The organism is Trichocoleus sp. FACHB-262, from assembly GCF_014696035.1.
Lineage (GTDB): Bacteria > Cyanobacteriota > Cyanobacteriia > FACHB-46 > FACHB-46 > Trichocoleus.
In genome coordinates, this window is the sequence record NZ_JACJPK010000041.1 from 1 (window position 1) to 17592 (window position 17592).

A 17592-nucleotide genomic window follows, 5' to 3' on the forward strand; every position below is an offset into this window, starting at 1 on the left:
TCCAGGTGCAGCCGCCACCCTCCCAACTGGGCAACTTGTATTGCCAACTGCGCCCACTTTTCACTTTCTCGCAGCGCTTGTTCGGCCTGCTTGCGCTGAGTAATATCGAGTGACACTCCTAAAACCTGGCGTGGCAAACCATCTGCTGTGCGGTTAAAAATAACACTTTGGGTGTATATCCAGCGTCCGTCACCGTTTGCGTGACGTGCTTGGTACTCAATGCTTGAAACCTCGTTATCTGAGGCAGAGCGGAAATTTTCTATATAGTTGAATATTCGTGCCAAATCATCAGGATGTACCAGAATTTCAAGGGCATTAGCCCCCATTGCCTGAACTTCTGCAGACGTATAGCCCAGCAAATCAGTAATTTGGCGATTGGTATAAACGTTTTGCTGCTGGATTAAGTCGTGTACAAATAGAACTCCGGGTACAGCTTCAGCAATCTGTTGATTGTAATGTTGGCTTTCTTGTAGTTGAGACTCGATCTGTTTTCGAGCAGTGATATTTTCAAAGGCAAACCCAATACAGTGGTTGGGTAAGGGAAACGCCTTCAGGGTATAAATTCCGGTAGAAACGCCATCTTCGCTATAGACGATTTCCCCTAAATCCAAGGATTGCCCTGTGCGAATGACCTCTACATATTGCTGCACAAGGGGTGTTTGTAGCAGCTTAGGAAAGCCCTCCGCCATAGTCTTGCCTACTAAGGATGCAAAATCTAACCCAGTCGCTTCTGATGCAGCAGGGTTTGCAATCAATAAGCGGAAGGAACCAGGATCGTTCACGTCTTCCAGTTGCCAAACAACAAGACCAACTTGCGTGTTACTAACCACATCTGCATACAGTTGCAGGTGCTGGGCCGCTTCTTGTCGCTCTCGTTCAGCGGTCACTTGTTTTGCCACCGCTAATCTCAGCTCTAATTCATCAACTACGATCGCAGCTAAATCTGTCAGGATTTCTAGCTGCTCCTGGGTCAGCGCATCGCGTGGTGTTGTATCGAGTAGACAGAGGGTACCTAGGTTAAAGCCGTCTTGAGTGATTAGAGGGGCACCAGCATAGAAGCGCAGAGTAGGCTCATTCTGCACAAACGGATTGCAGGCAAAGCGATTGTCTTGTCGAGCATCAGGGATGACTAAAACATCATTAGCCAACAGCGCCAAGTTGCAAATGCTATTATGTCGTGGCACTTCCTGCTGATTGAAGCCGTAGCAAGACTTAAACCAAGCTCTTGACTCATCGACTAAAGACACTAAAACCGTTGGCATCTGAAACAACCGTGCTGCCAGAGAGGTAACGCGATCGAATGCTGCTTCTGGTGGTGTGTCCAGAACGTTGTAGCGTCGAAGTGCCTCCAATCTCTTCGCCTCATTTTCTGGCAAGGAAATACTGTCGGTCAGTGATTGCGAGATATCGTCTGTCATGAACTTGAGTCAACGAGTGAATATAAAGAGCGAATGAGACGAGATTAGCCTTAGCTTATTTCAAGGTTTTCCAAAAAGCCAAAACACTTCCTCGCAAAGAAAAATCAAGGGATTGTGCCAACGTGAGGCTACTCCACTACTGCCGACGATCGCTGCCATGATTCAAACACTCTTGCAATAGACGAACGATGGCTGCGCTTCAGCTTTAAAGGCACTTGCAATCGCGTTTTGTAGTAATGCTTGGGTCTTAACTAGTATTTCCCTCGCCTCTGGGTCGCAGTATTAATGGCCCGATCCGATTAGTGACTTTATTGGGTTTGTTTCCCTTGCTGTATATGGTGGTTAACACATTTTGGCTCCCGCTCAATAAAGCGCTAGGCAAACTTCTAATCCCTTTATGGCAAAACTCGCTTTATGCCTATGTGATGCATGTGCCCCTGACGGTGTTGTGGTTTATGATTCCAGGTCTCACGACAGGAAGTGCCCTGGTGACAACGCTGTTGGCCCAACGGTAGCGTAGCTGCAACAAAGTGCCACGCGACGCTTGAAAGCTTTACTGGGTAAAAATTCCAGAAAAAATTTTATGATTTAGCTAAAACATCCCAAGAAATGGTCATTGATGGGCAAGTTTTCAAGCAAAAAGAGCCTGAAACCCTAATTCTCTCGTAAATTTTATGGGTAGTTCAGTCATCATTTACGGGTAAGTTGCAATTTTTCGAATTTTTTAGCTGCATTATTTGTCATTCAAGCGTTTCAGAGATCGCGTGGCACTTCGTTGCAGCTACGCTACCTTGGGGCCTAGTAGGGGTCAGCACTCACAGTTTCAGACGAACGGCTCTGACCAGATGAGCAGTGCAGGGATACCCCTGTGGATAATTCAGGACATATCAGGGCATCGTAGTTTGCAAGCGCTTCAACGCTATCTTGAGGTGTCAGAGCTGCAATTGGTGGTGGCGATCGCGAGTCAGGATACCTTGTTTTGGCTTGGAACTGGTGCCGTGAAGCGCGGAACTCCAATTCTTCTGGAGCAACTTGCTCTACTGAGTATCAAAGGTGCATTAGGTCTCTATTTATCCGGATGCAGTTGTGGGAAGTCTATAAACAGCGAGAGATGAATGTAAGATTTCCCTTTCTATAATGAAGCCCCGACAGTCCCCTAGAAATCAGGCCTTTCCACTACAGATCGTTCTTGTGGTGCCCTTTGTACTTCAGATTTTTGGGGCGGTTGGCTTAATCAGTTATTTGTCCTTCAAGAACGGCCAGAAAGCAGTCAATAACTTGGCCGAACAGCTAATTGATCGCAGCAGCGATGTGGTTAACGAACACTTGAACTCCTACCTTTCTGTCCCTCAAAAGTTGGGCCAGATTAATGCCTCTGCGATTCGCCAAGGGCTGTTGGATGTGCGTGATGGCGAAGCAACTGGTAAATACTTTTGGGAGCAAATGCAAGCGTATGACCTGACTTTCATTGGAATTGGCTTAGTCACAGGAGAGGGGTTTGGAGCAATTCGTTACGACGGTAAAACCGTGACCATTGACGATTGGAAGTCGCAATTGCCAGATAGTGCACGCACTTATGCAACCAATGACCAAGGCGATCGCTTGAGTGTGGTTGGAAGGTACAGCTACAATCACTTTACCGAAAGTTGGTATACCGCTCCCCTGAAAGCCGGTAAGCCCACTTGGGCAAAAGTTTATGTCTGGAATTCTCCCTACGGTCCCTATTTGGCAGCCTCCGCCGGTCGCCCTATCTATAATTCGCAGAATCAACTACTGGGTGTGGTTGATGCCGACATTCATCTGCTGAAACTGAGTGACTTTCTGCGCAGTTTAGATATCAGCAAGTCCGGGCAAGTGTTCATTGTGGAGCGAGATGGCAACTTGATTGCTAATGCTGGCACAGAGAAGCCCTTTAGAAATAGCAACAACGAAGTTCAGCGATTGCAGGCGATCAATAGCCCGAACTCTACGATTCAAACCATTGCCAAGTACATTCAATCATTCAACGGGTTTCAGTCGATCAATCAAGACACGGATTTTCAAGTTGAAGTGCAAGGAGAACGATATTTTGTCGATGTTAGACCTTGGCAAGACCAGTATGGTTTAGATTGGCTAGTGGTAACAGGGGTGCCAGAAAATACTTTCATGGCCCAAATCAATGCGAATACCCGCACCACGATCGTCCTTTGTTTTGGGGCATTAACGGTTGCCTCTGTTCTGGGCGTCTTTACTTCTCGTTGGATTGCACGTCCTATTCTTCGGCTCAACCGAGCCAGTGAAGCAATGGCAGCAGGTGATCTGGAGCAAGCGGTAGAAGTCAGTAATATTCAAGAACTCAATACCCTCTCCCGCTCCTTCAACCACATGGCAGGACGGCTGAGGGAGCTGTTCACAGCTTTAGAGCACGGCAAGGAAGAATTGGAAGACCGGGTCGAAGAACGCACGGCTGAGCTCAAAAATACTCTGGCAGAACTACAGCGAACTCAAGCTCAAGTGGTGCAGAGCGAAAAAATGTCGAGCCTGGGGCAGCTGGTGGCTGGAGTCGCTCATGAAATCAATAATCCAGTCAACTTCATTCACGGCAACCTGACGCATGTGCAGGATTACACTGAAGACTTGCTAGAGTTCATACAGCTGTATCAGCAGGGCTATCCTCATCCTACTCCTGAGATTCAAACAGCGGCGGAAGAGATGGACTTGGAGTTTTTGCAAGCAGACTTGCCCAAAATGCTGGCCTCGATGAAGCTGGGAACCGATCGCATTCGGCAGATTATTCTCTCCTTGCGTAACTTCTCGCGGATGGATGAAGCGGAATTCAAGGCCGTAGATATTCATGAAGGCATCGACAGCACTCTGCTGATCCTGCAACATCGCATCAAAGCCAGATCCGACCGGCCTGAAGTGGAGGTGGTTAAAGACTATGCTCAGCTGCCGCTGGTAGAATGCTACGCTGGACAGCTCAACCAAGTGTTTATGAACATCTTGGTAAACTCACTTGATGCAATGGACGAGAAGCATGCGAAGTGTACTGATCAAGAGATGAAGGATAATCCCAACCGAATTGCTATCCGCACCTCCATGATGGAGGCAGAATGGGTAGAAGTGGCGATCGCGGACAATGGGGTTGGCATTGCTCAAGCGGTGCAACGACGCATCTTTGACCCCTTCTTTACGACGAAAGCGTTGGGCAAAGGAACTGGCATGGGGATGTCGATTAGCTATCAGATCATCACTGAGAAACATAATGGCAAGCTGGAGTGCTCTTCAACTCCTGGAGAAGGAACTGAGTTTAGGATTCGAATTCCTTTGTACGCAATCGATATTCATAAGAAAATTTAGCTGAAATCCATATCAGACGAAGCTTTCACCCGTTTGACTTTTAGTAAAACTGTCAGAATTAGAACCTGAAATGCGGAGCAGTCAATACTTTCAGGCTTAGCGTTGTTTTTTGTTCCGTTCATAAAACTACCCATATAGCGGTTCCCTTTAGGGAAGGCAGCACGAGCTACACGAGCCGTTTCTTCGGGGATAGGATGAACAGCTTGAGGTTGAAGCGGCATAGATAAACCCTCCTCAAGAAATGGTCTTTCTAAGATTTTCTCTCCCAAGCTTGGGGTAGACCTGGGTAACCCAGCATTTCTTCAAAACAAGATTTTAGTGAGTGATTGATTTTTCTCTGGTCGATTTGCCAACAGCATCGTATCCTGTCTCAATCCCTAGCAGGAATGGCATCTTGATATACATCAGCAAAGCCACGATTAGCGATCGCCAAACAGTAATTCAATCAGAGCTTCCACTAGGCGATCGAAAGTCATATCCAGGATGTCCTTGCCTTGCAGCATCTCCATCATTTGATAGTAGTAGCTCAATGTTCCAGAAATAATCCAGGCCACGGCTTCTGGGTCTGAACTGCAGAGTTGAGGAGCCGCTTTCAGAAGATGCGCTGAGACTTCCAAACCCGGTTTTTCAAACTGCTCGACGTAGAACCGAGCCAGGTCAGGAAATCGTCCAGATTCCCCCACAATCAACCGATAAAAGTTCATGCGCATGGGGTCAAGATTTTCAGGAGTAATACTCTTCGCCGCTAGGATTCGTAGTTGTTCTACAGGGTCAGTCGGTAGCGGCTCTGAGGCAAACACCTGTTGGAGATGCTGCTCAGCCGTGTATTGCACGATCGCCGCAAATAGCTTTTCCTTACTCTCGAAGTAGCTGTAGAGCGTTTCCTTCGATACTCCTGCCGTTGCTGCAATCCGAGCCATGCTGGTCGCGGCATAGCCACCTTGCAAAAACTCTTGCAGGGCTCCTTGCAAAATTTGCTCTGCTTTGGCGGCTTGCTTAGCTTCTTTAGGCATCGTACGACCTGAACTAACACACTTATCGTACCGTACAGTACGGTCTCAAGACTACCTGATCGGGTGAATTGGCAATCAAGCCACTTAGACTACGATTTGAATTAATCGAACTAGACCGTTCGGTTCGGTTAATAACCGACAATTACTAAACCATGTGATTTCTTGGAGAAATCTGATGAAGACAGTCGTACAGCACGCCCAACCTAAAATCCTTGAATCTGGTCAAGGGGATATGCAGTCCATGCTGACGCACACACTCGTATGGAAGCTGGCTGGAAACGATACGAACGGTCAGTACGCTGTATTTGAGATGATCGATGTGGCTCACGGAGAACCCCCATTGCATCGCCATCCTTGGGAAGAAACTTTCTACATCCTGGAAGGTGACCTCGAAATTACGTTAGGCAATCGTCAGCAAGTTGTGACAGCAGGTGCAGTGAGCCACATTCCTGCCAATGCGGTGCATACCTTTAAGGTGCTCTCTGCGAGCGCTCGGGTTCTGGTGATCGTTTCACCTGCGACTGCTGCCGAATTCTATCGGGAAGTTGGCGAAAGAATCACCAGCTTGCCACCTGATCTAACGGTTTTACAAGAGATTTCTGCCAAGTACGGCTTGCGGTTTGAGTGACACCATGGGTGACACATGGAGGGAGAGGTAGAATGCTCATCCAAACGAGTGCACAAATGGCCATTAACGCACCCATTGAACGAGTGTTTGATGGGTCGATCGACTGTCAGAATCTGCCCAGGTGCTTCACAGGTTATCAAGCCATTCCTGCCATTTTGAGTGCAACGACGACCGATGGGCTATTACTCCACGCAGGTAGTACGCGCATTGTACAGAACAGTGATGGTTCTAAAATCACAGAACGCATTATTTCTCTGCAACGTCCTACCCTTCAAACCTACGAATTGCTAGATGGGCTCAAGCCGCCATTTTCATGGCTTCTACGTTCTGCTTCTGGCAAATGGTCATATCAAGCGATCGATTCAGGAACGCAGATCACCTGGCAATTTGAGTTTGAGATGCGGCATTTACTTGCCTATGTGTTCTTCCTGGCAATGGTCAAACATCCCTTTCAAACTGCCCAGAACATTTGTCTTGCCAATCTCAAGCGAACTATTGAAGATGTTGATTGAGGACTCAGTGATGAGAATTACGATTTTAACCACAGGATCACGAGGGGATATTCAACCGTTCCTTGCCCTGGGACAAGGGCTCAAACAGGCGGAATATCAAGTGAAGCTCGCCACCCACAACACATTTCAGGAGATGGCGCAAGAGTATGAACTAGCATTTGCTGCGATCGCAGGAGATGTCCAAGCCCTGATGGCAAGTGAGGCTGGACAGAACATGCTAAAGAGCCAGAATCCCATTTTGTTGATCAAGCAATACGCCCAAATGGTGCAACCGCTAGTCGCTCAAGCCATATCTGATTCTTGGGTCGCTTGTCAGAATAGTGATGCCATTATCTTCACAGCGACAGCAGTTTGGGGCTATGACATCGCTGAAGCATTAGGAATTCCCTGTTTTTTTGCCTCCTTAATGCCTCAAAGTTCTAACCCAGATTTTCCATATCCTTCGCTACCCCCAACATTGCATTTAGGCCGAACTCTTAATCGACTGAGTTATCCGCTGTTGATGGAAGGGTTTGGATTAATATTCAGGCAACCATTGAATGAGTTTCGTCGTTCGCAGTTACATCTTCCATCCATTCCCTTGGGAACGATTTACCGCAGACTTGATCATTTACCTACCCCTGCTCTCTACGGGTATAGTCCCTCAGTTGTGCCTCAACCAGCCAATTGGAGCGATCGCATCCAGATGACTGGCTATTGGTTTCTCGATCAAGCATCAGATTGGCAACCCTCCCCAGCACTTCTAGACTTCCTGGCAGCAGGCTCACCTCCTGTGTATGTCGGCTTCGGCAGCATGAGCGGAGAGGATTCTGTACAGTTCACTCAGATTATCCTGGATGCCCTCCAACAAACGGGGCAACGGGGCATTTTGCTCACAGGCTGGGGAGGAATTGCTCAGACTGAATTGCCTGATGATGTATTTCTCCTTTCTTCTGTTCCTCATGACTGGTTGTTTCCGCAAATGGCAGCGATCGTCCATCATGGTGGAGCCGGAACAACGGCTGCTGCGCTCAGAGCGGGAGTACCATCTGTCGTTGTACCCTTCTTTGGCGACCAGCCTTTCTGGGGCGATCGCGTGATGAAATTGGGCACAAGTCCGTCTCCCATTCCCAAAGCCGAGTTAACGGCAGACCGTTTGGCAGCAGCCATCACCACTGCTGTCACGAATCCGGTAATGCAACAGCAGGCGAAAGCGATCGGGGTCGCAATTCGAGCAGAGAATGGAGTCCAGGAAGCGATCGGAGCTATAGAGCGTTATCTTGTACATTCTAAATATCAATCCGCTCAATATGTTTGAGGAACTACGAATCACCTTCGCGACTATTAAGGACATCCGATAGTTCTTCCAACAAGCGGCGCAGTTGAGACAGTTGACGCCTGCGATCGCTCACAAACATCTCGATGCAATGCATCCCAAGAACTTGGAATAACTCATGCGGGATATGGCTCAGGTAGGAGCCAGAGTGTGAATGAACATAAACAGAAGAATCGGAAAATGACAACCATGAACAACTCCCAAAACAGAGCAAACTGTTGCTTTGCTTGATGAAGAGAAAGTTTGGATTTGGTTAGAAGAGAGCCTACGACTTTGAGGAGGACAATAACAATGACTGTAGAACGTAAGATTGCCAACACGTTCCAGATGGATGAGGAAACCTGGGCACGTCATGCCAATCCCTGGAGTGTTTGGACTCGTTTCACGGTCCTGCCGATTCTAATTTTGGCGATCTGGAGCCGTGTCTGGCTGGGTTGGGGGTCGTTAGCTCCCATCGCGATCGCCCTGCTTTGGATGTGGATTAATCCCCGCATCTTTGCGAAACCTCAATCTACCAATCATTGGGCTTCTAAAGGCGTGTTCGGTGAACGGGTCTGGCTAAATCGAGATACCGTTCCTGTTCCTTTACACCATCAACAAGTTCCCAATATCCTGAGCCTGGTTTCAGTGATGGGTATGGTGGTTGTGGTCTGGGGATTGGTCACACTTGATGGTTGTCTCACTCTCTTGGGATGCGCTCTCGTTTACCTGAGCAAACTGTGGTTTATTGACCGCATGGTGTGGCTTTATGAGGATATGAAACAGGCTCATTCCCAATATCAAAGCTGGCTTTATTAAACATTTGGGGCTTTGAAGAAGCTTAACAGGTAAATAAAACACGTCGAAGTCCTTACTTCCACCGCACCAGGAGGTTTCAGAATGAACGCATCAAAAATGTTGGTCACAGGGGGGACAGGTTCCCTCGGTTCACGGGTGGTCGATCGCCTACAAACTGCTGGTGACAACGTTCAGGTTCTCAGTCGTAGTGGACGTCTCGGCACCGTTCCAGGAGATTTGCTGACGGGTGAGGGATTGGAGAAGGCAGTCGAAGGAATTAATACCATTATTCATTGCGCTTCTAGCCCCACCAATTCACGTCAAGTCGATGTAGAAGGAACGAGGCGCTTACTTCAAGCCGCAGAACAGGCAGGAGTTTCTCACATTGTTTATGTCTCGATTGTCGGAGTCGATCGCAACCCCTTTTACCCCTACTACGGCATGAAGCTGGAAGTGGAGCAGATGATTGAACAGGCTTCCATCGGGTGGACAATTCTTAGAGCAACACAGTTTCACGAATTTGTACTGACGCTGATTCAACTGCTCGATCGCCTGCCTATCATGCTCATGCCCAAAGGCTTTCTGCTCCAGCCGATTGAAGCAAGTGAAGTTGCCAATCGCCTAGTTGAACTGGTTCTTTCCTCTGCTGCCGGACGAGTGAGCGACATTGGGGGTCCCGAAATTTGGACAGCAGCCGATCTAGCGAGAGTGTATTTCAAAGCAACTGGACGGAAACGGAGCGTTGTCGAAGTTCCCATTCCTGGCAAAATCGCCCAAGCCTTTTGTACAGGAGCACAGCTCTGCCCCGATCAGAAGTACGGCAAAGTTGGCTGGGAAGCGTTTTTGAGCCAACTATCCAAAGAGAATTACCGGGAGAGGAAAAGCATTTCACTGAATTTAGAGGAAATATCATGAACAAGATTGTGTTTAAGTCTGCTACTGACATGGCTCACATGATTCGCGATCGCCAAATTTCTGCGGTCGAACTTCTGGACGCGCATCTGGAACAAATTGCTCAACACAACTCGAAACTAAATGCCATCTGCACCCTTGATGCAGAAAATGCCCGAACTAGAGCCAAGCAGGCAGATGAGGCGCTTGCAAAAGGTGAAGATTGGGGCGCATTGCATGGAGTTCCGGTCACGATCAAAGACATTTTTGAGACGGCTGGACTCCGCACAACCGCAGGCTATATTCCCCTTCGAGATTACATTCCCCAGCAGGATGCGACAGTCGTTGCCAGACTGAGAGCAGCGGGAGCGCTTATCCTGGGAAAAACCAACATGGCAGAACTCGCCGCCGATTACCAAAGCACCAATTCTCTGTTTCCGCCAGTCAACAATCCCTGGAATTTAGCCTACACGCCTGGAGGAAGTTCAGGGGGTAGTGCCGCCGCGATCGCAGCAGGTCTTTCACCCCTCGATCTGGGCAATGATTTTGGCGGGTCTGTGCGTCAACCCGCTCACTTTTGTGGGGTCTATGGACTCAAATCAACCGATCGCCGCATTTCTACCGCAGGCATGATTCCTGAAGTTCCGGGTCTGCCCTTGTGTGTTCGACAGATGATGACCGTTGGCTGTTTGGCGCGATCCTTGGAAGACATTCGGCTTTGCTTTTCGCTGATTGCAGGAGCAGATGTGCGCCGTCCAGATGTTCCTCCGGTTCCCCTAGATACGCCTTCAGGCAAAGCATTGTCTGATCTCAAGATTGCCTGGATTGATGAGTGGAGTGAAGTTCCGGTCGCCTCTGATATCCGCACCGTCATGCAGAAAACGGCTCAAATGTTGGCAAATACGGGTGCCCAGGTAGAACGTTGGCTGCCCCAAGGCTTTGACACCTCAAAGATGTTGAACCTGTACATGCGAGTTGCAGCTTATAACAACACCTATGCTCAACCGAGAGATCGTTATAACATCCGACGCAGTTTAGAGTTGATCGCTCGTACAGCCACCCAAGGTGATAAAAAACTCAGACAATTAGGAGACTTCAGCCGCTTTCTGCCAGAGCTACTCAATCCCAGTTTGAAGGGATATTTTGCAACCCTGACCGAGCGCGATCGCTTCATAGCTCAATTGGATACGGCATTAGAGTCATGGGATGTTTGGTTAGTCCCTGTGGCTGCAACGGCCGCATTTACCCATCGTCCTGCCTGGAGTGCGGTTGAGGTTGATGGCAGAGCTTACCCATACGGAGTTGCCAATGGAGCATACACCATGCCGTTTAATTTAAGCGGACATCCAGTCATCGTCATTCCCATTGGGCAGACGCAAAATGGACTACCGATTGGCATCCAAATTGTGGGCAAGCGGTGGAGAGAGATGGAGTTAATCGCGATCGCTCAACAGCTTGATCAGGTCATTGGCACATTTCAACATCCTCCAGGATATTGAACGTATGAACAGCAAATTCGACCAACCTTTAAAGGCGTTGAGTTAGTCTGGCTCAATGCCTTGATGGCTTAGTACCTAATCAACGATCGCCTGGGGCTGGTGGGAGTTAGTACGCACAGTTTCAGACGCACTGCTCTAACCCAGATGAGCAGTGCGGGGGTGCCGCTGCGAGTCATTCAAGAGATATCTGGCCATCGCAGCTTGCAAGCACTTCAACGCTATCTGGAGGTGTCAGAGCTGCAACTGGAAGGGCGATCGCGGCTTTAAGTTTTCGAAGTATCGGCGCTTAATGAATTAGTTGATGTTTTGGACTGGATCTAATAAGTCTCGAGGTCGTAGTTCCATGTCAATACCCTGTATTTCGTCTATCTCATGTCTGGGAGATTAGGCAGAATTGATTCGGGTTAATTACCTCTAACAGATAGCCCGAACCAGTTCAGTCTGATTAATAGTTTGGCATTCAGAAATTCAGCAAATTGTAGTTGTAGCTACCTCTATCAGGACAATAAGCTTAAGCTCATTTTTGCATTGCTGACAATCCAGCGTCCTAACTGAACGTCTGTAGCTCTACCTTGCACTGTGACGGTCGGTTAGGGTTAGCTATCAGAATTGCTCGTCAATACAACTTGCGAAAAGGTTCCTTATGTTGCATCATGTTTCATTCAGTGCGCGTCATCCTGAAATCGTTGCAAAGGGACTCGCCAAGCTCCTCGACTGTACTGCCCTGAGAGCACCCTGTCCTCCCTTTCCGACCGGGTCTTGGTTCGTCTGCCTCGGTGATGCCTTTGGAACGCTTCTGGAAGTTCTTCCTTGGGGGCACGTCCAAGACAAGGAAGGAGGCGGTGCCAAGAGGGTCGATAACTTCATGCGAGATCGGAGTAGTACTCATATTCTGCTTCAAACATCCTGCTCGACTTCGCAGATTGAGACAATTGCTAATAAGGAAGGGTGGGACTGTGTACCCGCGAGCGCAGGCTTCTTTAGTTTCACGAAAGTGTGGGTAGAGGATACGTTCTTAGTCGAGCTGATGACCCCTGAGCAAGCAACGTCCTACACTACCAATTTTGGTACCGAACGAATGCTGGAGCTTGATGGCAAGCTTCGGGAACTGGAGCTGGCGATGCAGAAGAAATAGCGTGAGTCGCTGTGAGCGCAGCTCAGCCTAACAACCGCACTGTACCGGAACGTTTCCATGTAGCTGACCAAGTGCAGTTATCTGCGTCCGATGAGCGTGACCGTTAGACCGGTACATTTTCCACGAAGTACCCAATCAGGTGATTTAGACAGGCAAAACGATGCTTGATAATCGAGTTTTATGGCAGAGCTAAGGAGAGTTTACCTTGGCAACCGAAAAATACGAAGATGTGCTTCGCTTTTGGTTTCCAGTCCAGCCAAACCCCGATCAAACAGCAATGGTTCGACAGTGGGAATGGTGGTTTCGCGGTGGGGGAAACGTTGAAATAATCGAGCATTTTTCACCCCTGTTAGAACAAGCCATACGGGGAGAACTAGATGCTTGGTCTCGTCAACCCCAGTCGCGACTGGCCCTAATTCTCGTCCTTGACCAGTTCTCACGCTCCATCTATCAGGACACGGCACCAGCGTTTGCCCAGGACTCGAAGGCTTGCAAGTTGACGCTCGAAGGCATCAACGCCGGACACTATGCATCTCTGACAACCCCTTGGGAGAAGACTTTTTTCTTCCTACCGCTAGGGCATTCAGAGAATTTGAAAAACTTAGAACTGGCCATTAAACTTGCAGACGCCCTTGTGCAGGAATCACCCCAGGAGTATCGCGCCTTACTAGAGTTCTCCGCAGCACAAGCCCGCCGACATCGAGATATACTGATTCGCTTCGGTCGTCATCCTCATCGCAATCAAGCTCTAGGACGCCAATCAACCCCGGAAGAACTGGAGTATCTGGCAAGTGGACAGCTTGTCCATAGGCGCTCAATGCCGTCCCACCTATCGCAGTTTCTTTCTGAGACTTGAGCGAGCTAAACCCTATTTTTCATCGTTACAATCACTGTCTAAGCAGATGTCCATGCACACCGACCGTCGAGAGTGGATTGGTGATGACGTATAAGTTATCTGCGGCAGGTAATGGGCAATGTTAGAGTGCGTGTCTGAGCCTGTTGGAGGTTGATATGGCACTTCCCTTCGCTGGGTTAAGTTTTCCTGAGATGTATGAGCAGGCGCTCGTGGGCCCTCTGTTCCATCCTTGGGCTGAACGCCTCCTCGACGATGTAGAGCTTGCTGCCGGAGACTGCGTTCTCGATGTGGCTTGTGGAACCGGCATCCTCGCGCGGCTGGCGAAGGAACGCTTGGGCGAGAGCGCCAGGGTAGTCGGTGTTGACTTAAATCCGGCAATGCTCGCAGTCGCACGTCAAGTGGCCCCAGGTGTCGATTGGCGCGAAGGCGATGTCGCTGCACTGCCGCTTCACAAGAGCGAACGGTTTGACGTCGTCGTCTGTCAGCAAGGAATCCAATTCTTCTCGAACCGGACCGCTGCGGCACGGCAGATGCGAGGCGCACTGGCGGCGGGCGGCAGATTAGCCGTGAGCGCCTGGCGAGCGGACGAGGAACTTTCGGTGTTGCGGGAACTACGTCGTGTCGTGGAACGGTACCTCGGGCCTATCATCGACCGCCGCCACAGTTTTGGAGAGACTGCCCCGCTCGAGGCCCTGCTTCGAGAAGCTGGCTTTCACGACGTCCGATCGAAGACGGTCTCACGCACTATCCGTTTCGATGACGGAGCTGTGTGGGTGCACTTAAATGCGATCGCCCTGGTCGGCATGAGTGGTGCAGCCAAGGCAATGGGCGAAGCGGAGCGCGAACGAGTGATGGCGGCCATCGCTCGCGACAGCGTCGAAGTGGTGCGGCCATACACTGATGAAGCAGGGCTTGCCTTTGAGCTCAGGGCGAACGTGGCAACAGCCCGAGGTTGAGGGGTTGAATGAATCGCAGGTTCATAGACGATAGAGACAGAGTAGAGGAACTAGGATTAAATTGGACAAATTTCCTGGATGAGCCGAGGGGGTGAAAGGGCATGGAAGGGCGTGATCAAAATGCTGCGATCGCTCACTAAAATACCCAGTGTTCTCGAATTACAGTGATTGGGAATCTTGAGTCCAGCCCTCACAATTTCTGATCATGAGTCGATTCTTTACCTTGACTCGCTCACTCTTGGCACCCTTGCTGCCTCAACCAAACAGCAATCCTCCTACCCCCACAATCGAAAGTTATGGGCAAGGTGAGTCTGGTATCCCAATGGAAGAGATGCAGCCCATCATGGAGTGGCTGTTCGCAAGTCTCTTGAATGCTGGGTACTACGGCACTGCTCACCTCATCTGGTTCAACGATGCCGCACCTAATCCAAAGCTAGAGAAGGCAGTAAAGACGGGCATCAAGCGGGACGAGCCAACCTTGCTTTACCGCTGTGCATCACAAGTGCAGCCACCACCCAATGGCTACTACTGGCGCTTAATGGCAGAACACCCCTCCAGCCGAATCTATCAGCTAGAAGTGAAGGATGAGGATTGATGGGGCTGAGTATCAGGCGCAAGATACCGGAATGCGATTGCTGCATTTTCTATGCTCACGATCCTCATCTGGTCTGTACTGTGCATCCAGAGGGTGTGAGTAGCGATGCTTGCTCAGATTTCGAGCACGACCCTACAGCAGAAGCAGAAGAACTTTGGGAACCAGAAGGAGCCAGTTACTACAACGGTGAACTGATTCTTGCTCCAGAGCAGCGGTGGACACTGTTGGAGAAGTTAGCTCTACTCGACTCACACCCTATATTCACAGGCCGATGCCCCAATTGTGAGGCTGGCATCGCTTTGGAAAATTCAAGAGTGCATTGGGATTGTGGACACTGTGGCTGGAAAGATGATTCGCTGTAAAAAGCCCATTAATTTACCTGGGCACTTTTGTCTGAGCGCTTCCTTCGGGGCAGATGGGGGAGCTATTCCTAAGTGTAGGTTTTATGGCGAGCGTTGCTTTTGGCCCTCTAGCCTCACAAATAATATTTTTTAATGGGAGTTCTTCTGGGTTAGCTTTTTCTTCTACTTTCTGATCGAGAAATACAGCTCCTACATATCCTTTACGATCAGAGGCCATACTTCCGATCGGCACTGCATAGAAGATTGCGGATGTTGGCGTGTTTTGAAATGAATACTCATTCCAGTCAGTTTTGCTTGGGTAGCCTAGCCCTAGGGCCTTGGAGGAACTAGCAAGTCTTCCATGCTCAAGATAGTAGGCTTGCTGCGCTCGATTGGTTGTTTCAGTTAGAGACTTTGCCTCTCCTTCCATGTGCTTGCAAGCCATTCCCAGGAAGATACATGGCTTAAGGAATATGAAAGCCGCAGCAGGTAAAGTGATCGCCGCCAATGCCAAGAATCGATTCATTCTTTCACCGAGAAGGGTCTTTTTGGGGGGGGGTTATGCAAAGAACCCCAAAATCGTAACCATTCTGCCTTCCCAGGGCCCATTCTTCTGCACAAAATCTCGAATGCTGCCATTGAAGACGATGGTGGCTGGGTTAATACAAACGTCGTACCCCTCTCCGGAGGTGTAAACATTCATTTCTTCGGCAATCGCTGCTCCAGAGAAGCTGACAGATAGGGGAATGAACGCTGACGAGAGGGCAACAGTCCAGCGTAGGGATTTCAACATGGCTTGTTTGAGGAGTGTCTTGCTTAAAGTCCCCATTCAAGAGAGAAAAATCCCTAGGCGATGGTGAAGAGACGATCAACTCTAGATAGTAACTCAGTCAATTGTTGACCCAGATCTATCATCACCACCACTCGTTCCGAGCAACAGGAAGACGCAGGGACACAGCACGCCACCCATTGGCACCAAGCATCACTCTTGGGCACAGTTTGTCACGCTGAGAGGGGAGTGATGGCAATAATCCAATCGTGTCGGGCACCTATTGGCACCTTCTGTCACCCCCTGACACAATTTGCAGATGATGTGCCGCTGCCGCACTTTGGTTGGCGATCACTACTCCTCCACATAAATCAAATCTTTGGGGTCCAAATCCACTCGCTCGCCTCTAGGGTTTTTGCCGCTGACCCACAACCGACCTGCATTCGTGAACACTCGCTCAACCGTCATCTCTTCTGTCTGTAAGAGCCACCCATAACTGCTTCCCGCTGCCTCGTTCCCATGCCGAGTGTGACGAACGCTTGAACTTTGAAACTGAGGTTGTAGAGGTCTACAAACACTGCTCCATTGGCAAACGCAATTTCTTTCAGTTTTATCCGCATGGCGATCGCCTCCTATCAGTCTTCATGTAGCCAATGGTCTGGATTTCCCAAAGTCCATGACTCAGTCTGTAGGCGCAAGATTACCGTTTCCGCATGGCGATCGCTTCACCAAAACGCCCGACGGTGGTTGGACCAGCGGGCGCATTTGAACAGAAAGTTACGGTTTCGTCTAGAATTCTTGTTCTATAAGTCTTTCAGGAGTTGTGCCCAGATCCACGTAAAACAATGCCATCAAATTTCGTTGGACTAGAGTTGGCATAAATCACTCAAAAGTGATGGTCTGAAACCATGATTCTGCGGTAGGACTCGATCGCTGAACCCTTCTAAAACTGTCTGAGTAGATGCCATCTTGCTGTGCATCGCAATCATTCTGATTCGGAACCTTGCTGCGATAGATGTTCCAAAACCCAGTCCAGTTTAAGCTTTCCAGCTCATCTTTCACTTCTTGGCCCCTCATTCAACAGCTCAGCCCCTCATTCAAAACCGTAACTTTCTGTTCAAATGCGCCTGCTGGTCCCATTTGCAGGTTGTTCGCCTCTTTGTCTGCTTGCTTAACGAGCTCTACAGCTCTCACCGTTAGGTCAGCGATCGCCTGCCCGTCCTCTTGGCACTTTGAATCAAGCTCGTCTAGCAAGGCAGCGTATTGCTTCTCGGCACTGGGCTGAGTGTCAATCGAGGCGAGCTTGGACTCTATTGTCTTCTGACTAAAGCCACAGATGGTTAGAGCTAAGGTGGCGATTGCTGCACAGGTGAATAGGACTAACTGCCTCAAGGTCTACTTCTGAATCGGTGACTCCACAACGCTAACCTTGCTGAGCAGGCGATCGCTCCCTGAGGCAGAACTTAAGCCAAGCTATCAGTCTTACTGGTTTAAGACATCTTTTCGGTGTTGGGGGGCAGTCGCGATCGCCGCGACTTCTGCCAGTAG

At 49.4% G+C, this 17592-nt stretch carries 21 protein-coding genes; 14 read left to right on the plus strand and 7 right to left on the minus strand.

Annotated elements, in window-relative coordinates:
- Positions 1-1418 (minus strand): PAS domain S-box protein (locus H6F68_RS08730; RefSeq protein WP_190558211.1); only part of this gene is annotated, 1418 nt, incomplete at its 3' end.
- A 293-nt stretch (positions 1419-1711) separates the two neighbouring features.
- Here H6F68_RS08730 and opgC point away from each other — a divergent pair.
- Positions 1712-1933, plus strand: coding sequence for an OpgC domain-containing protein (gene opgC / locus H6F68_RS08735; protein WP_370587915.1), 222 nt, complete (start codon positions 1712-1714; stop codon positions 1931-1933).
- A 676-nt stretch (positions 1934-2609) separates the two neighbouring features.
- Entirely contained in the window at positions 2610-4757 is a 2148-nt protein-coding gene (locus H6F68_RS08740) for an ATP-binding protein (protein WP_199299992.1), read from the plus strand.
- Here H6F68_RS08740 and H6F68_RS08745 read toward each other — a convergent pair.
- Positions 4754-4978: a hypothetical protein gene (locus H6F68_RS08745; protein WP_190549433.1), complete on the minus strand. Its 225-nt coding sequence runs from the start codon at positions 4976-4978 to the stop codon at positions 4754-4756. The genes H6F68_RS08740 and H6F68_RS08745 overlap by 4 nt on opposite strands.
- A gap of 198 nt (positions 4979-5176) precedes the next feature.
- Positions 5177-5770: a TetR/AcrR family transcriptional regulator gene (locus H6F68_RS08750; protein WP_190549435.1), complete on the minus strand. Its 594-nt coding sequence runs from the start codon at positions 5768-5770 to the stop codon at positions 5177-5179.
- A gap of 175 nt (positions 5771-5945) precedes the next feature.
- Here H6F68_RS08750 and H6F68_RS08755 point away from each other — a divergent pair, with 175 nt between their 5' ends.
- The 12 genes from H6F68_RS08755 (at position 5946) to H6F68_RS08810 (ending at position 15296) form a co-directional block, all read left to right on the plus strand.
- Positions 5946-6398: a cupin domain-containing protein gene (locus H6F68_RS08755; protein WP_190549437.1), complete on the plus strand. Its 453-nt coding sequence runs from the start codon at positions 5946-5948 to the stop codon at positions 6396-6398.
- A 32-nt stretch (positions 6399-6430) separates the two neighbouring features.
- Positions 6431-6910, plus strand: coding sequence for an SRPBCC family protein (locus H6F68_RS08760; RefSeq protein WP_190549439.1), 480 nt, complete (start codon positions 6431-6433; stop codon positions 6908-6910).
- A 10-nt stretch (positions 6911-6920) separates the two neighbouring features.
- Positions 6921-8207, plus strand: coding sequence for a glycosyltransferase (locus H6F68_RS08765; protein ID WP_190558215.1), 1287 nt, complete (start codon positions 6921-6923; stop codon positions 8205-8207).
- A gap of 309 nt (positions 8208-8516) precedes the next feature.
- Positions 8517-9023 carry a DUF6653 family protein gene (locus tag H6F68_RS08770; protein WP_190549444.1) on the plus strand — a complete coding sequence of 169 codons (507 nt, stop codon included), beginning with the start codon at positions 8517-8519 and terminating at the stop codon, positions 9021-9023.
- An 81-nt stretch (positions 9024-9104) separates the two neighbouring features.
- Positions 9105-9917, plus strand: a complete 813-nt coding sequence (locus H6F68_RS08775) for an SDR family oxidoreductase (RefSeq protein WP_190558217.1) — start codon at positions 9105-9107, stop codon at positions 9915-9917.
- A complete protein-coding gene (locus H6F68_RS08780; RefSeq protein ID WP_190558219.1) occupies positions 9914-11392 on the plus strand; it encodes an amidase in 1479 nt (492 codons plus the stop codon). The genes H6F68_RS08775 and H6F68_RS08780 overlap by 4 nt, the downstream gene beginning before the upstream one ends.
- A 99-nt stretch (positions 11393-11491) precedes the next feature.
- The gene (locus H6F68_RS08785) at positions 11492-11659 is read left to right on the plus strand and encodes a tyrosine-type recombinase/integrase (RefSeq protein WP_399313343.1); all 168 of its coding nucleotides are present in this window, start codon (positions 11492-11494) and stop codon (positions 11657-11659) included.
- A 376-nt stretch (positions 11660-12035) separates the two neighbouring features.
- Positions 12036-12527 (plus strand): hypothetical protein, encoded by a 492-nt coding sequence (locus H6F68_RS08790; RefSeq protein ID WP_190558221.1) that lies wholly within the window; start codon positions 12036-12038, stop codon positions 12525-12527.
- A gap of 205 nt (positions 12528-12732) precedes the next feature.
- Positions 12733-13383 (plus strand): DUF924 family protein, encoded by a 651-nt coding sequence (locus tag H6F68_RS08795; RefSeq protein ID WP_190558223.1) that lies wholly within the window; start codon positions 12733-12735, stop codon positions 13381-13383.
- A 155-nt stretch (positions 13384-13538) separates the two neighbouring features.
- Positions 13539-14339 (plus strand): class I SAM-dependent methyltransferase, encoded by an 801-nt coding sequence (locus H6F68_RS08800; RefSeq protein WP_190558225.1) that lies wholly within the window; start codon positions 13539-13541, stop codon positions 14337-14339.
- A gap of 205 nt (positions 14340-14544) precedes the next feature.
- Entirely contained in the window at positions 14545-14934 is a 390-nt protein-coding gene (locus H6F68_RS08805) for a hypothetical protein (RefSeq protein WP_199299993.1), read from the plus strand.
- Complete coding sequence (locus tag H6F68_RS08810) at positions 14934-15296, plus strand: hypothetical protein (RefSeq protein ID WP_190558227.1); 363 nt, start codon at positions 14934-14936, stop codon at positions 15294-15296. Before H6F68_RS08805 ends, H6F68_RS08810 begins: the two co-directional genes overlap by 1 nt.
- Before the next feature lie 13 nt (positions 15297-15309).
- Here the strand turns inward: H6F68_RS08810 and H6F68_RS08815 are convergent, their stop codons facing one another.
- The 4 genes from H6F68_RS08815 to H6F68_RS08830 form a co-directional block, all read right to left on the minus strand.
- Entirely contained in the window at positions 15310-15801 is a 492-nt protein-coding gene (locus tag H6F68_RS08815; RefSeq protein WP_190558228.1) for a type IV pilin-like G/H family protein, read from the minus strand.
- Positions 15802-15834: 33 nt separating this feature from the next.
- Positions 15835-16068 (minus strand): hypothetical protein, encoded by a 234-nt coding sequence (locus H6F68_RS08820; RefSeq protein WP_190558230.1) that lies wholly within the window; start codon positions 16066-16068, stop codon positions 15835-15837.
- A 440-nt stretch (positions 16069-16508) separates the two neighbouring features.
- A complete protein-coding gene (locus H6F68_RS08825; RefSeq protein ID WP_190558232.1) occupies positions 16509-16664 on the minus strand; it encodes a hypothetical protein in 156 nt (51 codons plus the stop codon).
- A gap of 457 nt (positions 16665-17121) precedes the next feature.
- A complete protein-coding gene (locus H6F68_RS08830; RefSeq protein ID WP_190558234.1) occupies positions 17122-17436 on the minus strand; it encodes a hypothetical protein in 315 nt (104 codons plus the stop codon).
- Between the last annotated feature and the right edge of the window lie 156 nt (positions 17437-17592).

Coding starts and splice junctions, on each gene's coding strand:
- H6F68_RS08815 (WP_190558228.1), bottom strand. CDS start 15,801: ATGAATCGATTCTTGGCATTGGCGGCGATCACTTTACCTGCTGCGGCT.
- H6F68_RS08790 (WP_190558221.1), top strand. CDS start 12,036: ATGTTGCATCATGTTTCATTCAGTGCGCGTCATCCTGAAATCGTTGCA.
- H6F68_RS08810 (WP_190558227.1), top strand. CDS start 14,934: ATGGGGCTGAGTATCAGGCGCAAGATACCGGAATGCGATTGCTGCATT.
- H6F68_RS08770 (WP_190549444.1), top strand. CDS start 8,517: ATGACTGTAGAACGTAAGATTGCCAACACGTTCCAGATGGATGAGGAA.
- H6F68_RS08745 (WP_190549433.1), bottom strand. CDS start 4,978: ATGCCGCTTCAACCTCAAGCTGTTCATCCTATCCCCGAAGAAACGGCT.
- H6F68_RS08805 (WP_199299993.1), top strand. CDS start 14,545: ATGAGTCGATTCTTTACCTTGACTCGCTCACTCTTGGCACCCTTGCTG.
- H6F68_RS08755 (WP_190549437.1), top strand. CDS start 5,946: ATGAAGACAGTCGTACAGCACGCCCAACCTAAAATCCTTGAATCTGGT.
- H6F68_RS08765 (WP_190558215.1), top strand. CDS start 6,921: ATGAGAATTACGATTTTAACCACAGGATCACGAGGGGATATTCAACCG.
- H6F68_RS08750 (WP_190549435.1), bottom strand. CDS start 5,770: ATGCCTAAAGAAGCTAAGCAAGCCGCCAAAGCAGAGCAAATTTTGCAA.
- H6F68_RS08825 (WP_190558232.1), bottom strand. CDS start 16,664: ATGCGGATAAAACTGAAAGAAATTGCGTTTGCCAATGGAGCAGTGTTT.
- H6F68_RS08820 (WP_190558230.1), bottom strand. CDS start 16,068: ATGTTGAAATCCCTACGCTGGACTGTTGCCCTCTCGTCAGCGTTCATT.
- H6F68_RS08800 (WP_190558225.1), top strand. CDS start 13,539: ATGGCACTTCCCTTCGCTGGGTTAAGTTTTCCTGAGATGTATGAGCAG.
- H6F68_RS08780 (WP_190558219.1), top strand. CDS start 9,914: ATGAACAAGATTGTGTTTAAGTCTGCTACTGACATGGCTCACATGATT.
- H6F68_RS08760 (WP_190549439.1), top strand. CDS start 6,431: ATGCTCATCCAAACGAGTGCACAAATGGCCATTAACGCACCCATTGAA.
- H6F68_RS08775 (WP_190558217.1), top strand. CDS start 9,105: ATGAACGCATCAAAAATGTTGGTCACAGGGGGGACAGGTTCCCTCGGT.